This is a genomic window from Nannocystis bainbridge, from assembly GCF_028368995.1.
Lineage (GTDB): Bacteria > Myxococcota_A > Polyangia > Nannocystales > Nannocystaceae > Nannocystis > Nannocystis bainbridge.
Map to the genome: position 1 here is coordinate 2,912,282 of NZ_JAQNDL010000003.1, position 22,575 is coordinate 2,934,856.

Here is a 22,575-nt window from a genome sequence, read left to right on the forward strand (position 1 = left end):
TGCGATCGCCAGGACGATGTGCCACCTTCCGGGCAACGGACGGTTGCGATCTGCCGCTGTCCGCAGGCAGCCCCGCGCTGCGAGGAGCCCCGAGCCGATGCATCGTCGCCCATTCAACGCCAGCCCTGCTGCCGCGGTACGCACTCTCACCGGGCCCGGCGCGGGCCACGAGCGGGGTCGACCATGAAGGCGCCCGGCCCCGGTCTGTTTCAGTTCATCCGCGGCGTCAAGCAGCGCGGCTTCCTCGAGTTCGCCGGCAAGCAGTGGCGCGAGCACGGCGACGTGTTCAAGGTCGACATCGGCCGGCGCACGCTGATGTTCGTCATGCACCCCGACGCGGTCGAGCGGGTCAACCTGTCGCACCGGCAGAACTACGACAAGCGCGCCAGCTACGACTCCGTGCGCAAGTACCTGATCGGCGACGGCCTCGTCACCAGCTCCGGCGAGCTGTGGCGGCGGCAACGCAAGCTGATGGCGCCGTTCTTCACGCCGAAGGGCATCCAGACCTACGCCGACCTGATGATCCGCGACACCGCTCGCCTGGTCGAGCGCTGGCAGGGCCTGGCCGCCGCCGGCACCGAGGTCGAGATCGCCGAGGAGATGACCTTCATCACCGCCTCGATCATCCTCAAGGCGATGTTCAGCACCGAGACGATGGAGTCGATCCATCAGATGAAGGACGCCGTCGGGACGATGATCTCGTTCACCGACACCAAGATGACCGGCGTGCACCTGCCCCTGTGGGTGCCGACCAGCAGGAACCGCAAGTACCTCGCCGCGCGCGAGCTGGTCAATCGATCGATCACCAGCCTCATCGCCCAGCGCCGCGCCACCGACGAGGCCAATTGGCCCGACGACCTGCTGTCGCGCCTGATGAAGGCCCGCGACGAAGAGACCGGTCAGCCGATGTCCGAGTCGCTGCTGCGCGACGAGTCGATCACCGCCTTCTTCGCCGGCCACGAGACCACCGCGCGCACCATGACCTTCACCTGGTACGCGCTGGCGGCCAACCCGAAGGTGACCGAGCGGCTTCACGAGGAGATCGATCGCGTGCTCGGCGATCGCCCGCTCGCGGCCGAGGACCTGCGCCAGCTCCCGTACGCGCTGCAGGTCGTCAAAGAGGTGCTGCGGCTGTATCCGGCGGCGCCGTTCTACGTGCGCGACGCGGTCGCCGGCGACAAGATCGGCGGCTTCGACGTGCCCGCGGGCGCGGCGGTGATGCTTTCGCCGTACTACACGCACCGGCACCCGCAGTTCTGGGACGACCCCGAGGCGTTCGACCCCGACCGCTGGACCCGCGAGCGCGAGAAGGCCCGCCACGACCACGCTTACCACCCGTTCGCCGCCGGCCCGCGGGTCTGCATCGGCAACAACTTCTCGCTGCTCGAGAGCCACGTGCTGCTGGTGATGCTGGCCCAGCGCTTCACCCCCAGGCTGCGCCCCGGCTACGTGCCGCAGTGGATCATGGAGGGCACGCTCGGCCTCGGCAACGGCTTGCCGATGACGATCGCCGCCCGCTGAGCCGCGTCAGATCGGGCGCATCCTCGGTTAACTTCCCGGGTGGAGCTGCCATGAGCCAATTCCACCCCGACCTGGCCTTCGTCGCGCGCCTGCTGCCCCGCTTCGCCTTCGGCCCGCGCATTATTAAACTGTCGCGCCTGTTCGCGCGCGAGGCCGGCCCGCCGCGCAGCACCCCGGGCATCGACGCCTCCCTGCGGGCGATCCCCGGCGGCGGCACGGCCCGCGTGTTCACGCCCACCGGCATCACCGCGCCCACACCGGCCATGCTGTGGGTCCACGGCGGCGGCTTCATCGTCGGCTCGCCGGCGCAGGACGACGCGGTGGCGACGATGTTCGCGCGCGAGCTCGGGATCACCGTCGTCGCGCCCTCGTATCGCCTCGCGCCCGAGCACCCGTTCCCGGCCGCGATCGACGATCTGTTCGCCGCGCTCACCTGGCTGCACGCCAGCGCCGACGCGCTGCGCGTGCGGCCGGACCGGATCGTCGTCGCGGGCGCCAGCGCCGGCGGCGGGCTCGCGGCCGGCCTCACCCTGCTGGCGCGCGACCGCCAGGTCCCGGTCGCCTTCCAGCACCTCGTCTATCCGATGCTCGACGATCGCACCGTCGGCAGGACGATCGACGGCGCCAACCATCGCATCTGGACGGCCAGGAGCAACCGCTTCGGCTGGACGTCCTACCTCGGCCGCGAGCCGGACACCGACGACTTGCCGATCTACGCCGCACCCGCGCGCGCCGAATCCCTCGCCGGCCTGCCGCCGACGTGGATCGGCGTCGGCACCTTCGACCTGTTCCACGACGAGGACGTCGCCTACGCCCGCCGCCTCGCCGCCGCCGGCGTGCCCGTCGAGCTCGAGGTCGTGCCCGGGGTGTTCCACGCCTTTGACCGCTTCGCCCGCGCGGGCGTGGCCAAATCGTTCGCCGCCAAGCAGGTCGCCGCGCTCCGCCGCGCCCTCGCGTGAGTTCATGTCCTGACGGACATGTTTATAATGACATGTCCTGATGAACACATCATTCGCGCTCACCACTTCGGCGAAGTCAGCGCGATCGGCAGCACCGCGACGCGCCGCAGGGTCGCCCCGACCTCCCACACGCGCCCCACGATCTTCGCGTTCACGTCCTCGACCGTCACCCAGTGCAGCCGATCCGCGTGCATGAACGCGAGGGCCGGCAGCGGCAGCGAGAACGGCAGCCCGCACTGATGATCGCGCAGCAAGAACGAGTCCGGCCACGCGCGATCGGCCCTGGCCACCAGCGCCTGCCCCGAGCCGTCGGCCAGCTCGCGCACCACCGACAGCTGCGCGCTCTTCACACTGCGCCCGTGCTCCACCGCATGCAGCACGTGCAGCGGCTCGCTCCCGTCGGCGAGCGTCACCCGCACCGCCCGCCACCGCCGCTTGCGCAGCGCCGCGATCTGCTTGTCGAACAAGGAGCGATCGATCGGCGCCGCCGCGTCCGTCACCGGGATCATCGCCCCCGGCTCGTCGAAGTCCTTGTCCGGGTCCTGACACACCGCGTCGACGCGGACCTCGAACTGCATCGCCACGGGCGTCGGCGGGCGATGCCGGCGATGAAACGCGAACACGAAGTCGAGCGGCGGTCCGCCATCCACCATGTACTTCGCGGCCGCCCCGGCGCCGAGTGCCTCGTCGCACCGCAGCGGCGCCTCGGTGACGATCGCCACCGCCTTCACGCACGTCTCCTCGCTCTCGTCGGAGGTCACCGCCTCCGGCGCTGACAGCCCCGCGCCGCAGTATTCGAACGATTTGCCGGCCGCCGCGCGCACCGCCCCGCCGGCGTTCGTCATCACCCACAGCGGCTCGCCCTCGCGCCAGCCTTCGACCTCGGGCCCGACGACGAACGGCCCCTCGTCAGGCTGGTCCTGTCGACAGCGGCCGAACGCGAGCTTCGACAGATCGAACTCGACCAGCTCCGCCGGATCGGCCGGCACCCGCGCAGGCACGACGGCGACCTCCGGCTCGCTCGCAACCGCAGTCGGCGGCGGCGGGGACTCGCGCGGCGCCGGCACCTTCGGCGCCGCTCGCGGCGTGCACGCCAACATCACGCACACGAGCGCATGCCGCGGACCGAACTCGAACACCCTGCCTTCGCGTCGCCGCCTCATCATGCGCCCTGTCCTCGGCGTCAGCGCGAGGCCGTGATCGGGAAGTTCTGATCGACGCAAGGCGCCCCCAGCATGCCGTTGAAGCACGAGCACTGAGCGCCCGTGAACGTCAGTCGATACGTCCCCGACCACGTGTCCTTGTCGACGAACTCGCCCTCGACCGCGTACGTCTCGGTGCACCCGCCCGCGATCGACGCCTCGTTGGCGAAATCGCCGTCGGGGCACATCGTCGGCTCGCCCGCCATGGCGATCGGGTTCGAAGGGCTCGACACGATCGTCGCCCCGTCGCCAGAGAACGTGAACGCCGAGATGTTGACCGACACCAGCCCGGCGCAGCACGTGTAGCTGACCGGCGCGCCCTCGATCGTGTAGAGCCCGTCTGGGTCGCACGCCTCCACCGCGCACGCTCCGTCGCAGCCGTCGCCCGCGTCGAGGTTGCCGTCGTCGCACGCCTCGCCCGCGTCGAGGTTGCCGTCGCCGCACGCGCTGCAGCCCTGAGTGTCGAACTCGCACGCCTCGGTGCACCCGAGCTCGCCGCCGTCGAAGCCCTGCGATTGACACGAAGCGCCGCCGAGTTGGTCGCCGTCGCACGACTCGTCGGCGTCGAGGACCCCGTCCCCACACGCGAGCGGCGGCCGCCCGGTCGTCGTGCTGTCGACGCCCGTCGTCGTCGTCGTGCTCGTCGTGCTCGTCGTCGAGGTCACCGGCTCGCCCGTCGTCGGCTCCGCCGTCGTGCTGGTCGAGGTCGAGGTCGTGCCCGGCTCCGTCGTCGTGCTCGTCGTCGGCGTGCCCGTCGTCGGCGTGCCCGTCGTGCCCGTGCTCGTGCTCGTGCTCGTCTCCGTCGCATTGCCGCTGTCGGTCGTCGCGCCCGGGTCGTCCCCGCCGCAACCGATCACCAGCAACCCCGCCAACCACCCCGCCCGACCCAGACCTCGCGCAAGCTCGTTCATCCCGTGATGAGACGCCGGAACGCCGCTCGTGGCAAGCGCGCGCTGGACCGATCCGTCGCTCGCGGGCGCGCGCGACCGCCTCCGCGCCCGGGACCTCGCTATTTGCGACGGCCCCGGCTCGCCCGCGCCGGCTCGGCCTTCGCGCTCGAATGACCGGCCACGCGCAGCCCCAGGTGCATCGCCAGCAGCACCGCCGACTCGACCGGCACGAGCGCCTCGCGGGCCTCGTTCGCGGTCGGGTCGATGAACACCCCGGTCGCCGCCGAGAAGTCGGCCTTGCGCAGCTTGCACCCGCGGAACACGCTGCCGGCCAGCGAGCTGCCGCGAAAGTCGGCCTCGCCGAGGTCGACCTCGAAGAAGTTGGCCTCGCTGATCGTGCAATCGACGAACTGCGTCCGACACAGGCTCAGGCGCAGGAACGACGCGAACTGCAGCGTGCACTCGTGGAACGCCAGGCTGGCGAACCGCCCGAGCTCCGTCCATTCGACGCCCATCAGCTTGCACTCGCGGAACTGCAGCTTGCCCGCGACCATCCCGGCCGGTCGCGCCTGCGTCAGGTCGCAGCGCTCGAACACGCAGTCCTCGAGCCGACAGCCGCGCCAGCGGGTCTCCTGCGCCTTGCAGCCGACGAAGGTGCAGCCCGCGAACTCCTTGCCCGCGAGCTCGGCCTCTTGCATCTCGAGCCCGGTGAACGTCCGGTCCTCGAACGAGCTCCCGCGGAGCAGGCTCTCGAGGTCGGACCCTTCGTCGTCGTCCGCGCGCGCCATGAGCCGGCACGCTCGCACCGACCTGCCGCCGCGGTCAAACGCGGCCCCTCACTCCGCGCCGTCCCCGTGACGACTTGCGAAACTCCGTCGCCTCGTGACCACGCCGCGATCATGAACATCAAACGTCCTCGAATCATACAAGGCATCGAACACCCCATGAGCCCATCCCCCCGCGTCCCGCCCCACTGGCGCCGCGCGCGGGCCTGCGTTAGCCTCCGATCGTGCCGCACCCACCCGCGCTGTTCGCCTTCGAGGGCGACTTCCAGACCGACCTCCGCTGCATCCCGATGGCCGTGCGGCACCACCTCGACCTGTGCGGGATCAAGCTGTCGCTCAAGGAGTGGGTCAAGCTCGGCCCCGAGCAACGCAGCGCCGTCGTCGCCCTGCTCGACGGCTCCGACCCCGACAGCGCCGAGGCCGTGCGCCGGTTCGACGCCGCCGTCGTCGCCATGGTCGAGGCGCGCATGGGCGAGCCGCCGGCGCGCCTGCCCGTCGACCCCGCGCCGGCGTGGGCCGATGTCGCCCGCGTCCCCGACGAGGTCGCTGCCAAGGCGGCCGCCGAGGGCGTGGCCGTGACGCCGCCGCAGTGGGCGGCGCTGGCCCCGCTGCAGCGCTTCGCGCTCTACAAGCTCAGCCGCTCGAGCCACAAGAACGAGAACTTCGTGCCCGCGTGCCGCGAGTTCGGCATCCCCGCCCCGTGACCACGCCCGACCCGCGCACGCGCCCGGCGGCCGCGGTGCTCTACCGCGGCGACGAGGTCAGCGCGCGCCGCGACCTACTCGCCGTCGAGGACCCGCTGGAGATCCGCGTCGTCACCGCCGACGACCCCGAGCCGCGCCGCCTGGCGATGACGATGCGCACGCCGGGCGACGACGCCGACCTCGCCGCCGGCTTCCTCTTCACCGAGGGCATCGTCCGCGCGCGCGAGCAGATCGCCGACATCACCTGCTCCGAAGACCATGTGCGCGTCGACCTCGCCGCCGGCGTGCGCCTGCCCACGTCTGTCCCAAAGCGCAGCTTCGTCATGACCTCGGCCTGCGGGGTGTGCGGCCGCGAGTCGCTCGACGACCTGCGCGCGCGGCCGCCGGCGCCGCTGACCCCGGGCTCGCCCCAACTGGCCGCGAAGGTCGTGCCCGGCCTGCCGGCGGCGCTGCTGCGGGCCCAGGCGACCTTCGCCGCGACCGGAGGGATCCACGCAGCCGGGCTGTTCGACCTGCGCGGTGAGCTTCGTCTCCTGCGTGAGGATGTCGGCCGTCACAACGCGGTCGACAAGCTCGTCGGCGCCCTCCTGCGCGCCGGCCAATTGCCCGCGGTCGACGCCGTCCTGCTGGTCAGCGCGCGCGCCAGCTTCGAGCTGGTCCAGAAGGCCCTCATGGCTCAGATCGCCATCTTCGCGGCCGTCGGCGCGCCCTCGAGCCTGGCCGTCGACCTCGCCGTCGAGGCCGACATGACCTTGCTGGGCTTCGTGCGCGAAGGTCGCTTCACGGTGTACAGCGGCGGCCTGCGGATCTCGCACTGAACCGCCGCCGCCGATCACTTCCGCGTTTGGGACCGGGCCCGGAACTCGGTAGATTCGCTGGTATGAGCTCCGACGCGATCGACCAGGCGCTGGCCCAGAGCGGGCACCTGCCTGGCGGTTTGTTGCAGGTCCTGCACGGCATCGCCGACCGCCTCGGCCACGTCCCGCCCGAGGCGATCGGCCGCGTCGCCGCCGCGCTCAACCTCTCGCGCGCCGAGGTCCATGGGGTCGTCAGCTTCTATCACGACTTCCGCAGCGAGCCGCCCGGCCGCCACGTGCTCAAGCTGTGCCGCGCCGAGGCGTGCCAGGCGATGGGCAGCGAGGCCCTCGCGGGCGCGCTCGAGCGCCGCCTCGGCTGCAAGTTCGGCGACACCTCGGCGGACGGCGCGGTGACCCTCGAGCCCGTATACTGCCTCGGCAACTGTGCCGCGGCGCCGTCGCTCCTGCTCGACGGGCAGCTGCGCGGCCGCCTCACCGGCGAGCGCCTCGACCGCCTGGTCGATTCGCTCGTCACCCCCGCGGAGGAGCGCGCATGACCCACATCGTCTACGTCCCGATCGACGCCACCGCGCGATCCGTCGGCGCCGATGAAGTCGCGGCGGCGATCGCCCGCGAGGCCGCGGCCCGCGGCGAGCCGGTCAAGATCGTCCGCAACGGCACGCGCGGAATGTGCTGGCTCGAGCCGCTGGTCGAGGTCGTCACCCCCGCCGGCCGCGTCGCCTACGGCCCGGTCGAGGTCACCGACGTCGCCTCGCTGTTCGCCGCCGACTTCCTGCGCGGCGGCGATCACCCGCTGGCCCACGGCCGCACCGACGACATCACCTGGCTCAAGAGCCAGGAGCGACTCACCTTCGCCCGCGTCGGCCTCACCGACCCGCTCGACCTCGCCGACTACCAGGCCCACGGCGGCCTGCGCGGCCTGCGAGCCGCCCTGTCCCTGGGGACAGGTGGCGACATCATCGAGGAGGTCGTGAAGAGCGGCCTGCGCGGTCGCGGCGGCGCCGCCTTCCCGGCCGGCATCAAGTGGCGCACCGTCGCCGGCGCCGTCGCCGATCGCAAGTACATCTGCTGCAACGCCGACGAGGGCGACAGCGGCACCTTCAGCGACCGCATGGTGATGGAGGGCGACCCGTACGTCCTGCTCGAGGGCATGGCGATCGCCGGCCTCGCCGTCGGCGCCGAGTACGGCTACATCTACCTCCGCTCCGAGTACCCCGACGCCGAGCGCGCCTTGCAGGCCGCGATCGCCTGCGCGCGCGCGGCCGGCTGGCTCGGGCGCGACATCCTCGGCAGCGGCCGCAGCTTCGACATCGAGCTGCGCCGCGGCGCCGGCGCGTACATCTGCGGCGAAGAGACCGCCATGCTCGAGAGCCTCGAGGGCAAGCGCGGCATGGTCCGGCCCAAGCCGCCGCTGCCGGCGATCTCCGGCCTGTTCGGCAGGCCCACCGTCATCAACAACGTCATCACCCTCGCCAGCGTCCCGATCATCCTCGACCGCGGCGCGCAGTACTACGCCGACTACGGCATGGGTCGCTCGCGCGGCACCTTGCCGTTTCAGCTCGCCGGCAACATCAAGCGCGGCGGCCTGGTCGAGAAGGCCTTCGGCCTCACCCTGCGCGAGCTCGTGCACGACTACGGCGGCGGCACGGCCAGCGGTCGGCCCGTGCGCGCCGTCCAGGTCGGCGGCCCGCTCGGCCCTTACTTGCCCGAGTCCAAGTTCGACATCCCGCTCGACTACGAGGTCTTCGCCGCTGCCGGCGGCATGATCGGCCACGGCGGCCTCGTCGTCTTCGACGACACCGTCGACATGGCCCTCATGGCTCGTTATGCCATGGAGTTCTGCGCCATCGAGTCGTGCGGCAAGTGCACCCCGTGCCGGATCGGCAGCACCCGCGGCGTCGAGGTCATCGACCGCATCCGCAACAACGAGCGGCGCGGCCCCAACCTCGTCCTCTTGCGCGATCTCTGCGACACCATGACCCACGGCTCCCTGTGTGCCATGGGCGGCCTCACCCCCGCTCCCGTGCTCAGCGCGCTCGAGCACTTCCCCGAGGACTTCCAGCGCTGACGCGCGCAGGAGGAATCAGCCATGTACTCCGTCAAAGAGCCCGATCCCGGCACCCCCGAGCGGAAGAGCAGCGAGCAGGTCACCCTCGAGATCGACGGCCGCGCCGTCACCGTGCCCGCCGGCACCTCGGTGATGCGGGCCGCCTCCGACGCTGGCGTGCGCGTGCCCAAGCTGTGCGCCACCGACTCGCTCGAGGCGTTCGGCTCGTGTCGCCTGTGCCTGGTCCAGATCGAGGGTCGTCGCGGCTACCCGGCCTCGTGCACCACGATCGTCGAGCCCGGCATGAAGGTGCGCACCCAGTCCGACCCGCTGGCCAAGCTGCGGCGCGGCGTCATGGAGATGTACATCTCCGATCACCCGCTCGATTGCCTCACCTGTCCCACCAACGGCAATTGTGAATTGCAGGAGCAGGCCGGCGTCGTCGGTCTGCGCGAGGTCCGGTACGGCTTCGACGGCGCCAACCACTTCAAGCAGGCCGAGAAGGACACCTCCAACCCTTACTTCGACTTCGACCCTGCCAAGTGCATCGCCTGCTCGCGCTGCGTCCGCGCCTGCGAAGAGGTCCAGGGCACCTTCGCGCTGACCCTCCACGGTCGCGGCTTCGAGTCGAAGATCGCCAGCGGCAACACCGACTTCCGCAGCAGCGAGTGCGTCTCCTGCGGCGCCTGCGTCCAGGCCTGCCCGACCGCCACCCTCGTCGAAAAATCGATCGTCGAGCGCGGCCAGCCCGATCACAGCGTCGTCACCACCTGCGCCTATTGTGGCGTCGGTTGCTCCTTCCGCGCCGAGGTCAAGGGCAGCGAGGTCGTGCGCATGGTCCCCGACAAGGACGGCCGCGCCAACCACGGCCACTCTTGCGTCAAGGGTCGATTCGCCTGGGGCTACGCCACCCACAAGGATCGAATCACCAAGCCCATGATCCGCGCCTCGATCCGCGACCCGTGGCGCGAGGTCTCCTGGGACGAGGCGATCGCCCACGCTGCCAGCGAGTTCAAGCGCATTCAGGCCAAATACGGCCGCGGCGCCGTCGGCGGCATCACCTCCTCGCGCTGCACCAACGAGGAGACCTACCTCGTACAAAAGCTCGTGCGCGCCGCCTTCGGCAACAACAACGTCGACACCTGCGCCCGCGTCTGCCACTCGCCCACCGGTTACGGCCTCAAGACCACCCTCGGCGAGTCGGCCGGCACCCAGGACTTCGACTCTGTCGAATACGCCGACGTCATCGTCGTCATCGGCGCCAACCCGACCGACGCTCACCCCGTGTTCGGCTCGCAGATGAAGCGACGTCTGCGCGCCGGCGCCCGGCTCATCGTCATCGACCCGCGCGGCATCGACCTCGTGCGCTCCGCCCACGTCGAGGCCGCGCATCACCTGCAGCTGCGCCCTGGCACCAACGTCGCCGTCGTCAACGCCCTCGCCCACGTCATCGTCACCGAGGGCCTGCACGCCGAATCGTTCGTGAAAGACCGCTGCGAGCAGCCCGCCTTCGACAAGTGGAAGGCCTTCATCAGCGACCCGCGGCACGCCCCCGAGGTCACCGAGGAGGTCACCGGCGTGCCCGCGGCCGAGCTCCGCGCCGCTGCGCGGCTCTACGCCACTGGCGGCAACGCGGCCATCTATTACGGCCTCGGCGTCACCGAGCACAGCCAGGGCTCGACCATGGTCATGGGCATCGCCAACCTCGCCATGCTCACCGGCAACATCGGCCGGCCCGGCGTCGGCGTCAACCCGCTGCGCGGCCAGAACAACGTGCAAGGCAGCTGCGACATGGGCAGCTTCCCCCACGAGCTGCCCGGCTACCGCCACGTCAGCGACCCCGCGGTGCGTGCATTGTTCGCCACCGCCTGGGGCGTCGCCATCGACGCCGAGCCTGGCCTGCGGATCCCCAACATGTTCGACGCCGCCATCGACGGCTCGTTCCGGGGCCTCTACGTCCAGGGCGAGGACATCGCCCAGTCCGACCCCAACACCCAGCACGTCACCGCCGCCCTCGAAGCGCTCGAGTGCCTCGTCGTCCAGGACCTCTTCATCAACGAGACCGCCAAGTTCGCCCACGTGTTCTTGCCCGGCTCCTCGTTCCTCGAGAAGGACGGCACCTTCACCAACGCCGAGCGACGGATCTCCCGCGTCCGCAAGGTCACCCCCCCGCTGGCCGGCAAGGCCGACTGGGAGACCACCCTCGCGCTCGCCGAGGCGCTCGGCTACCCCATGCATTACGACCACCCGTCGCAGATCATGGACGAGATCGCCCGGCTCACGCCCACCTTCACCGGCGTCAGCTACGCCCGGCTCGACCAGCTCGGCAGCATTCAGTGGCCGTGCAACGAAACGGCCCCGACCGGCACCCCCGTCATGCACATCGACGGCTTCGTGCGCGGCAAGGGCAAGTTCGTCATCACCGAGTACGTCGCCACCCAGGAGCGCGTCACCCGGAGGTTCCCGCTGATCCTCACCACCGGGCGGATCCTCAGCCAATACAACGTCGGTGCCCAGACCCGGCGCACTGCCAACAATACCTGGCACCACGAGGACCGCCTCGAGATCCACCCCCACGACGCCGAGCATCGCGGCGTCAAGGATGGCGATTGGTGCAAGATCGTCAGCCGCGCCGGTGAGACCGTCCTGCGCGCCAGCATCAGCGAGCGCATGCAGCCCGGCGTCGTCTACACCACCTTCCACTTCCCCGGCTCCGGCGCCAACGTCATCACCACCGAGAACTCCGACTGGGCCACCAACTGCCCCGAGTACAAGGTCACAGCCGTCCAGGTCAGCCCGACCGGCGAGCCCACCTCGACCTGGCAGCGCCGCTTCGGCGAGTTCAGCGAGCAGCAGGACGCCCTCCTGCCGCAGACCGACCCCCCACCGCGCTGACGGAGGCGATCATGGAAGCCCACAAGCTGGTCAAGATGGCCAACGAGATCGCCACGTTCTTCGAGTCCGACCCGGACCCCGCCGCCGTCCACGAAGGCATCGCCGGCCACATCCGCCGCTTCTGGGACCCCCGCATGCGCCGCGCCCTGCTCTCGCACATCGACGAGCAGCAGGGCGACGGCTGCAAACCCTCGGTGCTCGCCGCGATCGCAGCCAACCGCGACAACCTCACGCCGGCGTAGCGCTGTCTGTCGATACGTTGAAAATGTGAGCGGGGGCTGAGGCAGCCTCCCGTATCTGCGTCAGCCTGCGCGCGGCGGCTCTTCGTGCTCTCCCGAGCGAATCTCGCCGCGCCCCGCGTTCGCCTCCGCGAGGCTCCGAACCCGTGACCTTCCGTGTCGAAGCGTGAGGGCGACAAGCGCGAGCCCGCAGACAGCCGTCGCTCCCAGAGCGACTGGGCTGGCCTGCAGGAGCACCAATAGGGTCAGCGCTGCGGAGACGACCGCCGCCGTCAGCGCCAGGGCCGGGCCAGCATGGACCCGCCGAGCGACGATCGGCCGCACATCAGCCATCGCCTCAGGAGCGCGCAGCCGCACCTGCGCGCGCACGTAACGCTCCACCAGCCCCATCGTCAAATAGGGTACGACCAGGCTCATCGTGATCGGGATCCACGCGCCGAGTCGGAGCCACAGTTGAAGCCCATTGATCAGCAGAAAGAGCGGGACGCTCATCAGCACGAAGGGCATCAGCAGCCGCTGCGTCTCCCAATCGTTCCAGAACCACATCGTCGGCAGGAACCCCAGTCTCTGGGGCCTCGCAAGCAGAGAGCGCCTGGCCGGTACCTCGAGTTCACGCGCCATGCCGAGCTCTCCGCTCCGGGCAGTCACTGTACCGCAAGTCATGCCCCGCGCTACTTGTGCTCCCCGAGCGCCAGCAGCTCGCGCGCTCGCGGCCGCAGCCCCTGCCACACCGCCCACATCCCCGCCGGGAACAGCCCCTCCGCCCCCGCAAACACCTCCTGCGACCACTCCACCCAGAAATAACAGCACTCCCCATCCGGCAGCCGCCCCGCCCGACACACCGCCGCCAGCTCCGCGCAGCGGGCCGCGATATGCTGGCAGGCCAGCTCGGCAGTATCGTCCTCGCCTTCAAACTCGCCAGGCGCCCGCGCAGCGACCGCGTCGAGCTGCGCCAGCAACACCTGCCGCTCCTTCGCCGAGCTCGCCCAGTACGCATAAAACGGCAGCCAGCACGGCGTGTTCCACCGCTCCTCGTCGAACACGGCTTCATACGTCGCCGCGAGCGGCGGCCGCGGCTCCCAGAAGCGATACGCCAGCGCCCCGACCAGCAGCTCCGCGATCGGCCCCGCGACCTCTGGCAAACCCGCCGCGATCCGCCGCTGCAGCCCCGCCGGCTCGTCCGTGATCGGCTGTCCCAGAGGACATGACCCCATGACCATGCTCCGCACCGCCAGCGCCGCCGGCAGCGGCGCCATCGGTCGCAGCGCCGGCAGTTCGATCCGCTCGACCAGCCCGCGCGCCCGGCTGTCGCAGAGCAGCACCTCGTTCAGCACCGTCCACCCGTGCCCGATCGCCCGCAGTTGCGGCGCCCCCTCCGGCCCGAGCCTGCAGGCGATCGTGCGGTGCTTCTCGCGATATACCAGCACCACCGCCCCGTCCCACCAGCGCAGGTGGCCGACGTCGCAGCCGAAGTACGGGTTGTACGTATCGACCTTCCACTCGCGGAGTTGCCTCTCACCGCTCCGCATGTGCAAGAAGTAATCGACGTCGACCCAACCTCCGTCGTCCTCCTCGACCTTCTCGACCCACGCCACCCGCTCGCCCGCGACCGCCCCGCCGACGATCGCGTGCGTGTAGCCGTCCTCCGCCGCCCATTCACGCGACCGCCCGAGCCGCGCGCAGACTGCCGCGATCTCCGCCTCCTGCTCTTCGCTCACCTCGTCCCACTCGGGAAACAGCGCGCGGACGTCCATCGCGCGTCGATGTTACGCGAGCGACGCAGCCTGCGTCTCGCGTGCGCACGCCCCGGAGAGCCGCGCCGAGCCCCACGACGCCGCGCCCCGTCGACACCGCATCCATGGCTGCGCGCCTCACTCGGCGGGGTTCCCCTCATCGTGGCCACCAGGGTGCGTCGGACCGCCGCGGCGCCTCCTGGAGACGGCCCGCCCGCTGAACTCTGTCTCGCCCCGGCCCCGCGAACTTCGCTACCCTTCCGCCCATGCGCCCCGACCCCGACCTCGAGCGCCGGCTCGCGCTCGCCGAGCACATCCAGCAGCAGATGTACCCCTCATGGGCTAGCGCGTGGCTCAAGGCGGTCCCTGCGAGCGCCGTGCTCGAGCCGATCCACCGCGAGGCCCTGCTCGAGGCCGGCGCCGATCTGCAGGCCCGCGTCGCCGCCCGGCACAAGATCGCCCAGACCTTCCTCGAGGATCACTTCAGCCTCTGCACCCCCGAGGACGCCCCGTACTGCACCTTCGTCGACGGCTCCTGGCGCGCCGTCGACCGCGACGAGGCGATCGCCTGCGCCGATGCCCTGCTCGCCACCGCCCGCAAGCGACTCGCCGAGCTCCAGGCCGAGGAGGCCGCCGAGCGCGCCGAAGCCGAGGCGGGCGGCTGGCTCGACGACGTCGGCCCGTCCCGCCTGGCCGACCTGATGATCGACCTCGAAGCCCTCCGCCGGTGGTTCACCGCCGAGCTGTGGGCCGCCGCCGAGCCGACCTGGTTCACCAACACCGGCCCCGGTTTCCGCGGCGAACCAGCCGTCATCGCCCTCGACGACGACATCGTCACGATCCTCTGGCTGCCCTGAATCGCCCTGTCCTTGCGAGCATGTCCTCTCAGACATCTCGCGAGTGACAGCGACACTGCCTCGTCCTGTCCCTGTGAGCATGTCCTCTCGGACATCGCGCGAGTGACAGCGACACTGCATCGTCCTGTCCCTGACAGCATGTCCCCTCGGACATCTCGACGACATCGCCGAGATCCTCTGGCTGCTCCGAAGCTACCTGTCCCTGCGAGCATGTCCTCTCGGACACCTCGCCGACCTTCCCCCCGTACTCACCCCGCCGGCAGCGGCCCCACGTACGCGACCACGTCGGCGCGCCCGCGATCTTCCGCGCGCAACGCCGCCGCGTCCTCCGCCACCACCGACAGCCGCCACACCTTCGCCGAGGGTTGCGCCGCGCGGACCCGCTGATACAGCCCGCCCTCGCCATCGACGTGGAAGCTCCCGACCACCTGCACCACCGGCCGTGAACCGCCTGCCAGCGCCCGCACGATCGACCCTGCCATCGTCGCGTCCCACACGTTCTGCGCCCGGTAGAACCCCTCGAGCGTGGCCGGATCGACCCCCGCGTGCTGGCCCATCAGCGCCGTGAACTGCTGGCGATACGTCCCTTCGGTCAGCTGCTCCGGCACCTCCACCAGCACCTGCTCCTCGGGCGGCAATGTGCGCAGTGGCTCGAGCCCCTCCAGCCGCGCCCGCTTCACCAGCGCCCGCGCCGCGTTGGCCGCGATCACCGGCCGACCCTTCGCCTTCGCGGCCGCGACCATCCGCCGATGCCCCGCCGGGAACTTGCGCTCGCCCTCGAGCTCCGCCGCCGCGCGGAACGCCGCCTCGTCGATCTCCCCGCGCAGGTACGCGTCGAGCTTCGCCTGGCGATCGCGCTCGACGCTCTCGAGGGCCAGCGCCGCGCTCGCCCCGGTCGCCAGCAGCGCCTCGAACAGCGCCGCCGCCAGCTCGAGCCCGAGCGGATGCGCGTGCTGCTCGCCGATGAGCACCACGTCGCTCGCGCCCATCGCCTCCACGATCTCCGCCTCGGTCACCGGCCTGCCGTCGGCCCCCGAGAAGAGCCGCGCCTCCTGCAGCCCCGGCGCGCGCGTCTCCTGCTTGCGGCACGCCGACACACTGACCGCGCCGAGCGCAAACCGCATCCACTGCCGCCGGGACTGCCCTGTCACGCCGCGAGGCTCGCACAGCCCTCCCGGCGCGACAACCAGGGAGATCCGCGCAGGGACCTCACCCGCGCCGACGCCGAAGCTCCCGCATCAGAGATCCGGCGTCAGCCATCGGCCCACCATTCGCCTGCCTCAGTGGATCCGCCCCGCCGAGCCCAGCTTCCAGCGGACCCGCGCCAGCGTCAGCGGCACGATCGCCGCCTTCAGCTTCGCCTCCTTCCGCAGCACCCGGCCGGCCTCCTTCAGCGTCGCCCCCGAACCGACAAAATCATCGAGCAACAGCAGCTCTCCGCGCACCGTGTCGCTGCCGATCTTCATCGTGTTCTCCACGTTCTCGCGCCGCTGATCGTTGTTGCGCAGCTCGCTCTGCCGCGCCCGCGGCTCCTCGCGCCACACCAGCAGCTCCGGCAGCGCCGGCACCCCCAGCGTCTCCGCCGCGATCTGCAGCGCCTCCGCGCGCTGCCCCCAGTCGCGGCTCGGCACCGCCGCCACCGCCGCGAACGCGAACTGCTCGCCGAGCGCCCGCACCCGCGCGCGCAGCAGCTCCACCACCGCCGGCGCCAGCCCCTCCCCCGTCTCGCGCCCCTTGAAGAATCCGCGGAACAGCGGCCCGGCGATCTCGCCGTCGAGCAGCGCCAACCCCTCCGCCATCTCCGGCCGCGCGCTCGCGGCGATCGGCGACGGCCGCGACTCGAGCCAGCGCTGCGCCTCCGCGGCGGCCGCCTCGATGTCCACGCTCGACTGTTGCCCCCGGCACAGCGAGCAGCGCCCGCACGCCGTCGCCTCGCGGTCACCGAGCGCACGCCGCAGCGTCGCCATCAGGCAATCGGCCTCGCCGCGCCCGTACGCCAGCATCGCCCCCAGCTCGCGCGTCCGCACCGCGTGTTGCGTGCGGTAGCGGTCGAGCTCCGGCGTACCTGTCTTTTGAGTCAGACCATACACCTGCTTGCCGCCAGCGCTGAGCTTGCGGACGAAGCCCTGCTCGACCAGCTCCGCGATCACCACCGTCACCCGCGTCGGGTGCAGTCCCGTCCGCACCTTGATCGCCGTCAGCCCCAGCGGATCGTGCTCGACCGCCTCGACGATCGCCGTGAAGTCCTCCGGCTGCGGCTGCGCCGAATCGATGAAGTGCTCCTGGATCCGCCGGTCCTCCGGGTCGTACAGCAAGATCCCCCGCGCCGGCCGGCCGTCGCGTCCGGCGCGGCCCACCTCTTGATAATAGGCCGTCACCGAGCCTGGCACGTCGACGTGGATCACGTAGCGCAGGTCCGACTTGTCGATCCCCATCCCCAACGCATTGGTCGCCGCGATCACCGGGCAATCGCCGTGCAGGAACGTCGCCTGCAGCTCGCGCTTGCGCTCCGGCTCGAGCCCCGCGTGATACGCCTCGGCTCGCAGCCCGCGCGCCTGCAGGAAGCCCGCGACCAGCTCCGTGCGCTCTCGCGTCGCGCAGTACACGATCCCCGGCGACGGCAGCCGCGGCACGATCTGCGCCAGATAGGCCAGCTTCTCCGCCATCCCCGCCAGCCCCACCGTCGCCAGCGACAGGTTGGGCCGGTCCATGCTGTTGCGGTGCACCGTCAGCGGCGCGTCGCCCGGGCGCTGCAGCTGCGCGCGGATGTCCTCCTCCACCCGCTCGTCCGCCGTCGCCGTCAGCCCCAGCACCCGCAGCGACGGGTGACGCGCTTGCAGGGCTCGCAGCAGGTGCACGATCTGCCGGTACGCCGGGCGGAAGTCGTGGCCCCACGTCGAGATGCAGTGCGCCTCGTCGACCACCAGCAGCCGGATCGGCAGCGCCGCCAGGGCCTCGAAGCGGTCGACGTGGTCGAGGTGCTCCGGTGACACGAACAGCAGCCGCGCTCGCCCCTGGGCCGCCGCAGCCTTGGCCGCGTCGTTCTCTTCCTCGCTCTGGTCGCTGTTGATGCTCGCCGCCGCCAGCCCGAAGCGGTCGTTGAGGTGCTGCAATTGGTCGCGCATCAGCGCCAGCAGCGGCGACACCACCAGGGTGATCCCGTCGAGCAGCGCCGCCGGCAATTGATACAACAGGCTCTTGCCGTACCCGGTCGGCTGGATGCACAAGAGCGCCCCGCTGCCGAGCAGCAATTCCTCGACGCTACGCCGCTGCCCCGGGCGGAACTCCGAGAACCCGAACCGTTCGGCGAGCACGCGGTCGAGGTCGGCCTGTTCGATCATCGCGCTTCTCTAGCATCAAACTCGCCCCGCGGCCGCAGCCTCGTGCATTTTCGCACCCATGGCCCCGCGCGCCGGGCAAATCCCCCGCTCGGCGCTGTCCCCCTCGCTCCTCCCCACGCGCCGCCCTATCCTGCGAACGATGCCCGCGCCCCGCCTGATCGTCGATCACGTGGTCGCCACCGACGCCGCGCTCGTCGACCTCCGGATCGAGATGCTCGAGCACGGCGCCTTCTCGGTCCGCGGCGTCACGGCCGTCGAGCTGGTGCAGGAGACCTTCCAGTGCTTCATGCGCTGCCTGGAAGGCGCTGTCCCACCGGACATGTCCGATCGGGCATGCGCCGAGCTGAACGGCGACGGGCCGTTCGACCTGGCCCCCGACCTCCTGGCGGCGACCGGCGCTCCGCTGCCCGCTGGCGTCTACGACCTCGTGCACGCCATCGTCCCCCTTACCGCGATTCATCACACCGGCCTGTGCGTCAACTTCCCGGGTGATTACGGGGTCAGCTACCGCGAGCCGGACGCCTGGGGCGTCGAAGTCCGCGAGGCAGGCTCGGATCGCCGCCTCGGCTACGGCCGCGACAATCCCCAACCCACGCCCACGGTGATGTACCGCGGCACGATCGGCGACCTGGCGATCTTGCTGCTACCGCTCACCACCGCCGCCGACGCCGCGCGCATCGACCACTACGCTCAGCGCCTCACTGCCGGCGCCCGCCCAACCGCGCTCGCCTTCGGCTGCTACGCCAACGAGCGCTGCGCCGTCGCCGTCGTGCTCGACGGCCACCACAAGCTCGCCGCCGCCGCCGCCACCAGCGCGCCCGTCGGCGTGCTGATGTTCCTCTCGCCGCGTCTGTTCCGCAGCTACGCCGACTGCCCGCGGTACCATCCCCGCCCCGAGATCAGCCTCGAGGCCGCCCGCCGCAACATCGTCGGGCCCACGCACGCTCGGCTCGCCTGGGCCGACGAGCTCGAGCTCCAGCGCTCGTTTCGCCCGCCGTGGTCGCGCGAGTAGTCCAGCGTCTTCGCACATGTCCTACCGGACATGTCCCTACATTCACCCCGCCCGCGCCGCCAGCTCGCGCTGACCGATCGCGTTGAGGTCGCGCGTCTCGAGCACGTATTTCGCCGTCCCGTCGCGGGCCACCGCGATCATCGCTCGCCCCATCTGCTCCGTGCTCGTCACCAGCCCCGGCAGCAGTAACTTCCACAGCGGATACAGGGGCGCCAGCACCGCGTAGAACAGGTTGTACATCCGAGTGCGCGAGCGGATCCCGTGCAGCGGCTGGACGAACGCCGGGCGGACCACATAGCTCGCGTGCAGCGGCAGCTCGCGCAACGCGTTCTCCGTCTTCCCTTCACCCGCGCCCACATCACCCGCCCGCGTTCGCTGCTGTCGGCGCCCATGCCCGACACGAACACGAACGTCAGCTGCGGGCTCGACGCTGCCAGCGAGCGCGCCGCGGACAGCGTCAGGTCGTACGTCACCCGCGTGTACTCGGCCTCGGACATCCCCGCCGACGACACCCCGACGCACCAGAAGCACGCGTCGTGCCCCGCCAGCCCCTCCGCGATCGGCGAAAGATCGCCCAGGTCCGCGTGGATCAGCTCGCGCAGCTTCGGGTGGTGCTGACCCGTCGGATTGCGGCCGACCACCGTCACGCGATCGATCTGCGGGTCCAGCAGCGACTCGCGCAGCACCGCCTGACCGATCATCCCTGTCGCCCCGAAGATCAGCACCTTCATCGCGTCACCCCTTCGGACCTGTCCCCGGGGGCAGGTTCATCCCTGTCGCCCCGAAGATCCTTCATCGCGTCAGCCCCTCGGACCTGTCCCCGGGGCCAGGTTCATCCCTGTCGCCCCGAAGATCCTTCATCGCGTCAGCCCCTCGGACCTGTCCCCGGGGGCAGGTTCATCCCTGTCGCCCCGAAGATCCTTCATCGCGTCAGCCCCTCGGACCTGTCCCTGGGGGCAGGTCGAAGCGCACCCCCGTCAGCTCCTCGGAGCGCTGCCACAGCCGCGCCGCGAGCTGCTCGTTGCGGGCTTGCGGCGGCACCCAGGCCCGGATCGGCGCCCCGCGCATCAGCAAGATCCGCGGCCCGTAGTACTCGCCGCCGCGCACGTCCGCGGCCGTCGCCGCGCGCAGCGACGGCAGCGCCCCGTCTTGCGCCGACTGCCCGAGCAGCTTGATGCTGCGCGTGAACGCGTGCTTCTGCAGCCCCGTCGAAGCCCCGCCCGGGTGGGCCGCCATGCTGCGCAGCCCGGTGTCGCCGGCGCGCCGCTGCAGCTCGAGCATGAACATCAGGTTGGCCAGCTTCGACCGCCCGTAGGTGCCCATCGGCGTGTAGCGCCGCTCGCTCTGCAGGTCGTCGATGTCGAGCCGCGCGCCCCAGGCCACGCCGCTGCTGACCGTCACCACTCGCGGTGCCGCGCTGGCCCGCAGCGCCGGCAGCAGCAGCCCCGTCAGCGCGAAGTGCCCGAGGTGATTGGTGCCGAACTGCTTCTCGAACCCGTCGACCGTGGTCTCGCGCCGCGGCAGCGCCATGATGCCGGCGTTGTTGACCAGCAGGTCGAGCCGCGGGTGGGCCCGCCGCACCTGCTCGGCGAACGACCGCACCGACGCCAGCGACGACAGGTCGAGCGGGACGAGCTCGACCTTGCCCCCCGACTGCTGCCGCAGGCCGCTCAGCGCCTCCTCGCCGCGGGCGGCGTCGCGGCAGCCGATGACCACCTCCGCCCCCGCGCGCGCCAGCTCCAGCGCCGTGTAATAGCCGATACCGCTGTTCGCGCCCGTGACCACGGCGGTCGTGCCGTCCAGTCGTGGGATGTCCTTCGTGCCCCAGCCGCTCATCGCGTGTCTCTCCTGTGTGTTCGGTAAACGAACGTTTACTTGGCGACATCTTGGACCGCCCGTGCTAGAAGTCAACAGCCGTTTACAAAAAACACCGATGGCCCAGCGCAAGAGCCCCTCCCGCCCCCGTTCCGCCGCCGCGCCGCGCCCCCGCGACGCCGAGCAGACCCGGGCCGAGATCCTCCACGCCGCCCGCGTGCTGTTCGCCACCCGCGGCTACGCCAACGCGGGCATGCGAGAGATCGCCGCCGCCGCCGGCATCACCCCCGCGCTGGTCGTCCGCTACTTCGGCTCGAAGCGCGACCTGTTCGTCGCCGCCATCGAGTCCGACATCGCCCTCGGCCCGTTCCTCGGCCCCGACCGCGCCACCGTCGGCCGCCACATCGCCCGCCATTTCTTCAGCAAGCCGGTGCGCGAGGTCGACACCCTGTCGATCCTGCTGCACGCCGCCGGCCAGCCGGAGGTCTGCGACCTCGCCACCGAGCTGCTGGCCACGCGGGTGATCCAGCCGCTCGCCCGCTGGCTCGGCCCCCCGCGCGCCGAGGCCCGCGCCTCCCTGGTGCTGGCCATCATCTCGGGCACCTGGCTGTTCCGCCAGGCGCTGCCGATGCGCGCCTTCGCGGGCGGCCCGGACACGTCGCTGGCGTCGTGCCTGGCCGCGCAGATCCAGCACGTGGTCGACGGCCTGCCAGAGCCCTGATCGCGCCTATCGAGGGCGGCGGGGAGCGCGAGCGTCGAGCCGCGCGCGCGAGCAAGAAGCATCGGTCTGCGGTCACTCGTCGGTGCTTCGATGATGGCGATGGATCGTCATGCGAGATTGACGACACCTGCGCATGCGCTCGGACATGATGCTCGCAAAGCCTTCACGACCGCGGGGTCGCGCAGGCGATCGCCACCGTCGCCGATGGATCTCCGACCATGCTGTGCGAGCAGCGCGTCACCCGACCTTCGCCGTCGAACGCGACCTCGAGCCCGTCGACGTCGTGATACGGGAACCGCATCACTCCCGCCTCCCCTGCCGCCAACCACGCCGGCGCCTCGCCGCCGCTCCGCGTCAGCCTCGCCTGCCACGCCGCGCGATCGATGCGGCGCTCGCATTGCCGCTGACACATGCACAGCGCGCGCGCGTGCGCTGAATCGCCATCGCACGGCGGCGTGACGCTCTCCGACTCCGGCATCGCCTCGATCGCGGCGCTCTGGGCCTCGATCACCCCGGATCGCGGCAGCACGATCGCCGCGCTCGCCGGCTCGCTCGCGGCGATCGGCGCCTTCGCGGCACACCCACCCACCAGCAGCATCGCCGCCGACGAAAACCCGCGCAAACAGCCCTGCAGACGCTTGACCGCCGCGATTCGGGCCCCACGCTGATCGCATATGAAGCACATGTCCGGCGCGATCATGACACTGATCTTCCTCGGCGTGCCCTTCTTGATGGTATTTGCGTTGTTGGTCCGCGGCGCCCTGCGTACCGTTCAGGAATGGCGTTTCGCTCGCATGGCCCGGCTCGACGGGCCGGGCTCGTCCCCCAGCCTCGGCGAACCGCAGCCCCCCGAAGTCCGCGTCGACCTGCCCCCCGTGCGTCGCCCCGGCCCCCCGCGCCTCGGCTGAAGCTCTCGCTCCTTCGCGCGGAGCGGATGCGCTACCTCCATGCACACGTGCGGCCATGCGAGCCTCGATCGCAGCCGCACATGAGTGAGCACGCGGAAGCGCCACCATGATCGCGCGGCCGCGCGCGC

General features: G+C 71.1%; 23 protein-coding genes and 1 pseudogene. 13 read left to right on the plus strand and 11 right to left on the minus strand.

What is annotated here, in order from left to right:
• Positions 1 to 183 precede the first annotated feature (183 nt).
• Positions 184 to 1,521, plus strand: coding sequence for a cytochrome P450 (locus tag POL25_RS36795; protein ID WP_272091037.1), 1,338 nt, complete (start codon positions 184 to 186; stop codon positions 1,519 to 1,521).
• Positions 1,522 to 1,571: 50 nt separating this feature from the next.
• Complete coding sequence (locus tag POL25_RS36800; protein WP_272091038.1) at positions 1,572 to 2,480, plus strand: alpha/beta hydrolase; 909 nt, start codon at positions 1,572 to 1,574, stop codon at positions 2,478 to 2,480.
• Between the two features lie 59 nt (positions 2,481 to 2,539).
• Here the strand turns inward: POL25_RS36800 and POL25_RS36805 are convergent, their stop codons facing one another.
• The 3 genes from POL25_RS36805 to POL25_RS36815 all read right to left on the minus strand — a co-directional run bounded on the left by POL25_RS36805 (position 2,540) and on the right by POL25_RS36815 (position 5,360).
• Positions 2,540 to 3,583 (minus strand): hypothetical protein, encoded by a 1,044-nt coding sequence (locus tag POL25_RS36805; protein WP_272091039.1) that lies wholly within the window; start codon positions 3,581 to 3,583, stop codon positions 2,540 to 2,542.
• 80 nt (positions 3,584 to 3,663) lie between these two features.
• Entirely contained in the window at positions 3,664 to 4,593 is a 930-nt protein-coding gene (locus tag POL25_RS36810) for a hypothetical protein (protein WP_272091040.1), read from the minus strand.
• 98 nt (positions 4,594 to 4,691) lie between these two features.
• Positions 4,692 to 5,360, minus strand: a complete 669-nt coding sequence (locus POL25_RS36815; protein WP_272091041.1) for a pentapeptide repeat-containing protein — start codon at positions 5,358 to 5,360, stop codon at positions 4,692 to 4,694.
• Positions 5,361 to 5,581: 221 nt separating this feature from the next.
• On the opposite strand from POL25_RS36815, the gene POL25_RS36820 reads away from it, so the two are divergent.
• From POL25_RS36820 to POL25_RS36845, 6 genes are all read left to right on the plus strand, one after another.
• Complete coding sequence (locus POL25_RS36820; protein WP_272091042.1) at positions 5,582 to 6,061, plus strand: nitrate reductase associated protein; 480 nt, start codon at positions 5,582 to 5,584, stop codon at positions 6,059 to 6,061.
• Entirely contained in the window at positions 6,058 to 6,879 is an 822-nt protein-coding gene (fdhD, locus tag POL25_RS36825; RefSeq protein ID WP_272091043.1) for a formate dehydrogenase accessory sulfurtransferase FdhD, read from the plus strand. Before POL25_RS36820 ends, fdhD begins: the two co-directional genes overlap by 4 nt.
• A gap of 62 nt (positions 6,880 to 6,941) precedes the next feature.
• Positions 6,942 to 7,415 (plus strand): formate dehydrogenase subunit gamma, encoded by a 474-nt coding sequence (locus tag POL25_RS36830; protein ID WP_272091044.1) that lies wholly within the window; start codon positions 6,942 to 6,944, stop codon positions 7,413 to 7,415.
• The gene (locus tag POL25_RS36835; RefSeq protein ID WP_272091045.1) at positions 7,412 to 8,947 is read left to right on the plus strand and encodes a formate dehydrogenase beta subunit; all 1,536 of its coding nucleotides are present in this window, start codon (positions 7,412 to 7,414) and stop codon (positions 8,945 to 8,947) included. The genes POL25_RS36830 and POL25_RS36835 overlap by 4 nt, the downstream gene beginning before the upstream one ends.
• A gap of 21 nt (positions 8,948 to 8,968) precedes the next feature.
• Complete coding sequence (gene fdhF / locus POL25_RS36840) at positions 8,969 to 11,821, plus strand: formate dehydrogenase subunit alpha (protein ID WP_272091046.1); 2,853 nt, start codon at positions 8,969 to 8,971, stop codon at positions 11,819 to 11,821.
• A gap of 11 nt (positions 11,822 to 11,832) precedes the next feature.
• A complete protein-coding gene (locus POL25_RS36845; RefSeq protein ID WP_272091047.1) occupies positions 11,833 to 12,063 on the plus strand; it encodes a formate dehydrogenase subunit delta in 231 nt (76 codons plus the stop codon).
• Positions 12,064 to 12,123: 60 nt separating this feature from the next.
• Here the strand turns inward: POL25_RS36845 and POL25_RS36850 are convergent, their stop codons facing one another.
• Both POL25_RS36850 and POL25_RS36855 read right to left on the minus strand, forming a co-directional pair.
• Positions 12,124 to 12,606, minus strand: a complete 483-nt coding sequence (locus POL25_RS36850) for a hypothetical protein (RefSeq protein ID WP_272091048.1) — start codon at positions 12,604 to 12,606, stop codon at positions 12,124 to 12,126.
• Between the two features lie 125 nt (positions 12,607 to 12,731).
• Positions 12,732 to 13,814 (minus strand): hypothetical protein, encoded by a 1,083-nt coding sequence (locus POL25_RS36855; protein WP_272091049.1) that lies wholly within the window; start codon positions 13,812 to 13,814, stop codon positions 12,732 to 12,734.
• A 245-nt stretch (positions 13,815 to 14,059) separates the two neighbouring features.
• Between POL25_RS36855 and POL25_RS36860 the strand changes: the two genes are divergently transcribed.
• A complete protein-coding gene (locus POL25_RS36860) occupies positions 14,060 to 14,650 on the plus strand; it encodes a hypothetical protein (RefSeq protein WP_272091050.1) in 591 nt (196 codons plus the stop codon).
• 248 nt (positions 14,651 to 14,898) lie between these two features.
• Here POL25_RS36860 and POL25_RS36865 read toward each other — a convergent pair whose 3' ends face one another.
• Positions 14,899 to 15,801 (minus strand): ChaN family lipoprotein, encoded by a 903-nt coding sequence (locus tag POL25_RS36865; RefSeq protein ID WP_272091051.1) that lies wholly within the window; start codon positions 15,799 to 15,801, stop codon positions 14,899 to 14,901.
• A 129-nt stretch (positions 15,802 to 15,930) separates the two neighbouring features.
• Positions 15,931 to 17,991 carry a RecQ family ATP-dependent DNA helicase gene (locus POL25_RS36870; protein ID WP_272091052.1) on the minus strand — a complete coding sequence of 687 codons (2,061 nt, stop codon included), beginning with the start codon at positions 17,989 to 17,991 and terminating at the stop codon, positions 15,931 to 15,933.
• Between the two features lie 139 nt (positions 17,992 to 18,130).
• Here POL25_RS36870 and POL25_RS36875 point away from each other — a divergent pair, with 139 nt between their 5' ends.
• Positions 18,131 to 19,003 carry a hypothetical protein gene (locus POL25_RS36875; protein ID WP_272091053.1) on the plus strand — a complete coding sequence of 291 codons (873 nt, stop codon included), beginning with the start codon at positions 18,131 to 18,133 and terminating at the stop codon, positions 19,001 to 19,003.
• A 42-nt stretch (positions 19,004 to 19,045) separates the two neighbouring features.
• On the opposite strand, the gene POL25_RS36880 is transcribed toward POL25_RS36875, so the two are convergent.
• From POL25_RS36880 to POL25_RS36890, 3 genes and pseudogenes are all read right to left on the minus strand, one after another.
• The gene (locus POL25_RS36880) at positions 19,046 to 19,327 is read right to left on the minus strand and encodes a hypothetical protein (RefSeq protein WP_272091159.1); all 282 of its coding nucleotides are present in this window, start codon (positions 19,325 to 19,327) and stop codon (positions 19,046 to 19,048) included.
• Positions 19,328 to 19,419: 92 nt separating this feature from the next.
• A pseudogene (locus POL25_RS45095) lies at positions 19,420 to 19,734 on the minus strand (NAD(P)H-binding protein); the annotation flags it as partial.
• Positions 19,735 to 19,933: 199 nt separating this feature from the next.
• Positions 19,934 to 20,839: an oxidoreductase gene (locus POL25_RS36890; protein ID WP_272091054.1), complete on the minus strand. Its 906-nt coding sequence runs from the start codon at positions 20,837 to 20,839 to the stop codon at positions 19,934 to 19,936.
• 61 nt (positions 20,840 to 20,900) lie between these two features.
• Between POL25_RS36890 and POL25_RS36895 the strand changes: the two genes are divergently transcribed.
• Positions 20,901 to 21,539 (plus strand): TetR/AcrR family transcriptional regulator, encoded by a 639-nt coding sequence (locus POL25_RS36895; protein ID WP_272091055.1) that lies wholly within the window; start codon positions 20,901 to 20,903, stop codon positions 21,537 to 21,539.
• Positions 21,540 to 21,702: 163 nt separating this feature from the next.
• On the opposite strand, the gene POL25_RS36900 is transcribed toward POL25_RS36895, so the two are convergent.
• Entirely contained in the window at positions 21,703 to 21,843 is a 141-nt protein-coding gene (locus POL25_RS36900; RefSeq protein WP_272091056.1) for a hypothetical protein, read from the minus strand.
• Positions 21,844 to 21,949: 106 nt separating this feature from the next.
• Between POL25_RS36900 and POL25_RS36905 the strand changes: the two genes are divergently transcribed.
• Positions 21,950 to 22,207: a hypothetical protein gene (locus tag POL25_RS36905; protein ID WP_272091057.1), complete on the plus strand. Its 258-nt coding sequence runs from the start codon at positions 21,950 to 21,952 to the stop codon at positions 22,205 to 22,207.
• Between the two features lie 15 nt (positions 22,208 to 22,222).
• Positions 22,223 to 22,447: a hypothetical protein gene (locus tag POL25_RS36910; RefSeq protein ID WP_272091058.1), complete on the plus strand. Its 225-nt coding sequence runs from the start codon at positions 22,223 to 22,225 to the stop codon at positions 22,445 to 22,447.
• The last annotated feature ends 128 nt before the right edge of the window (positions 22,448 to 22,575 follow it).

Bases quoted from the DNA above. Each gene is read 5' to 3' on its own strand.
- POL25_RS36795 (WP_272091037.1), top strand. From the start codon at position 184: ATGAAGGCGCCCGGCCCCGGTCTGTTTCAGTTCATCCGCGGCGTCAAG.
- POL25_RS36800 (WP_272091038.1), top strand. From the start codon at position 1,572: ATGAGCCAATTCCACCCCGACCTGGCCTTCGTCGCGCGCCTGCTGCCC.
- POL25_RS36810 (WP_272091040.1), bottom strand. From the start codon at position 4,593: ATGAACGAGCTTGCGCGAGGTCTGGGTCGGGCGGGGTGGTTGGCGGGG.
- POL25_RS36815 (WP_272091041.1), bottom strand. From the start codon at position 5,360: ATGGCGCGCGCGGACGACGACGAAGGGTCCGACCTCGAGAGCCTGCTC.
- POL25_RS36830 (WP_272091044.1), top strand. From the start codon at position 6,942: ATGAGCTCCGACGCGATCGACCAGGCGCTGGCCCAGAGCGGGCACCTG.
- POL25_RS36835 (WP_272091045.1), top strand. From the start codon at position 7,412: ATGACCCACATCGTCTACGTCCCGATCGACGCCACCGCGCGATCCGTC.
- fdhF (WP_272091046.1), top strand. From the start codon at position 8,969: ATGTACTCCGTCAAAGAGCCCGATCCCGGCACCCCCGAGCGGAAGAGC.
- POL25_RS36845 (WP_272091047.1), top strand. From the start codon at position 11,833: ATGGAAGCCCACAAGCTGGTCAAGATGGCCAACGAGATCGCCACGTTC.
- POL25_RS36850 (WP_272091048.1), bottom strand. From the start codon at position 12,606: ATGTGGTTCTGGAACGATTGGGAGACGCAGCGGCTGCTGATGCCCTTC.
- POL25_RS36855 (WP_272091049.1), bottom strand. From the start codon at position 13,814: ATGGACGTCCGCGCGCTGTTTCCCGAGTGGGACGAGGTGAGCGAAGAG.
- POL25_RS36860 (WP_272091050.1), top strand. From the start codon at position 14,060: ATGCGCCCCGACCCCGACCTCGAGCGCCGGCTCGCGCTCGCCGAGCAC.
- POL25_RS36870 (WP_272091052.1), bottom strand. From the start codon at position 17,991: ATGATCGAACAGGCCGACCTCGACCGCGTGCTCGCCGAACGGTTCGGG.
- POL25_RS36875 (WP_272091053.1), top strand. From the start codon at position 18,131: ATGCCCGCGCCCCGCCTGATCGTCGATCACGTGGTCGCCACCGACGCC.
- POL25_RS36890 (WP_272091054.1), bottom strand. From the start codon at position 20,839: ATGAGCGGCTGGGGCACGAAGGACATCCCACGACTGGACGGCACGACC.
- POL25_RS36905 (WP_272091057.1), top strand. From the start codon at position 21,950: ATGCACAGCGCGCGCGCGTGCGCTGAATCGCCATCGCACGGCGGCGTG.
- POL25_RS36910 (WP_272091058.1), top strand. From the start codon at position 22,223: ATGTCCGGCGCGATCATGACACTGATCTTCCTCGGCGTGCCCTTCTTG.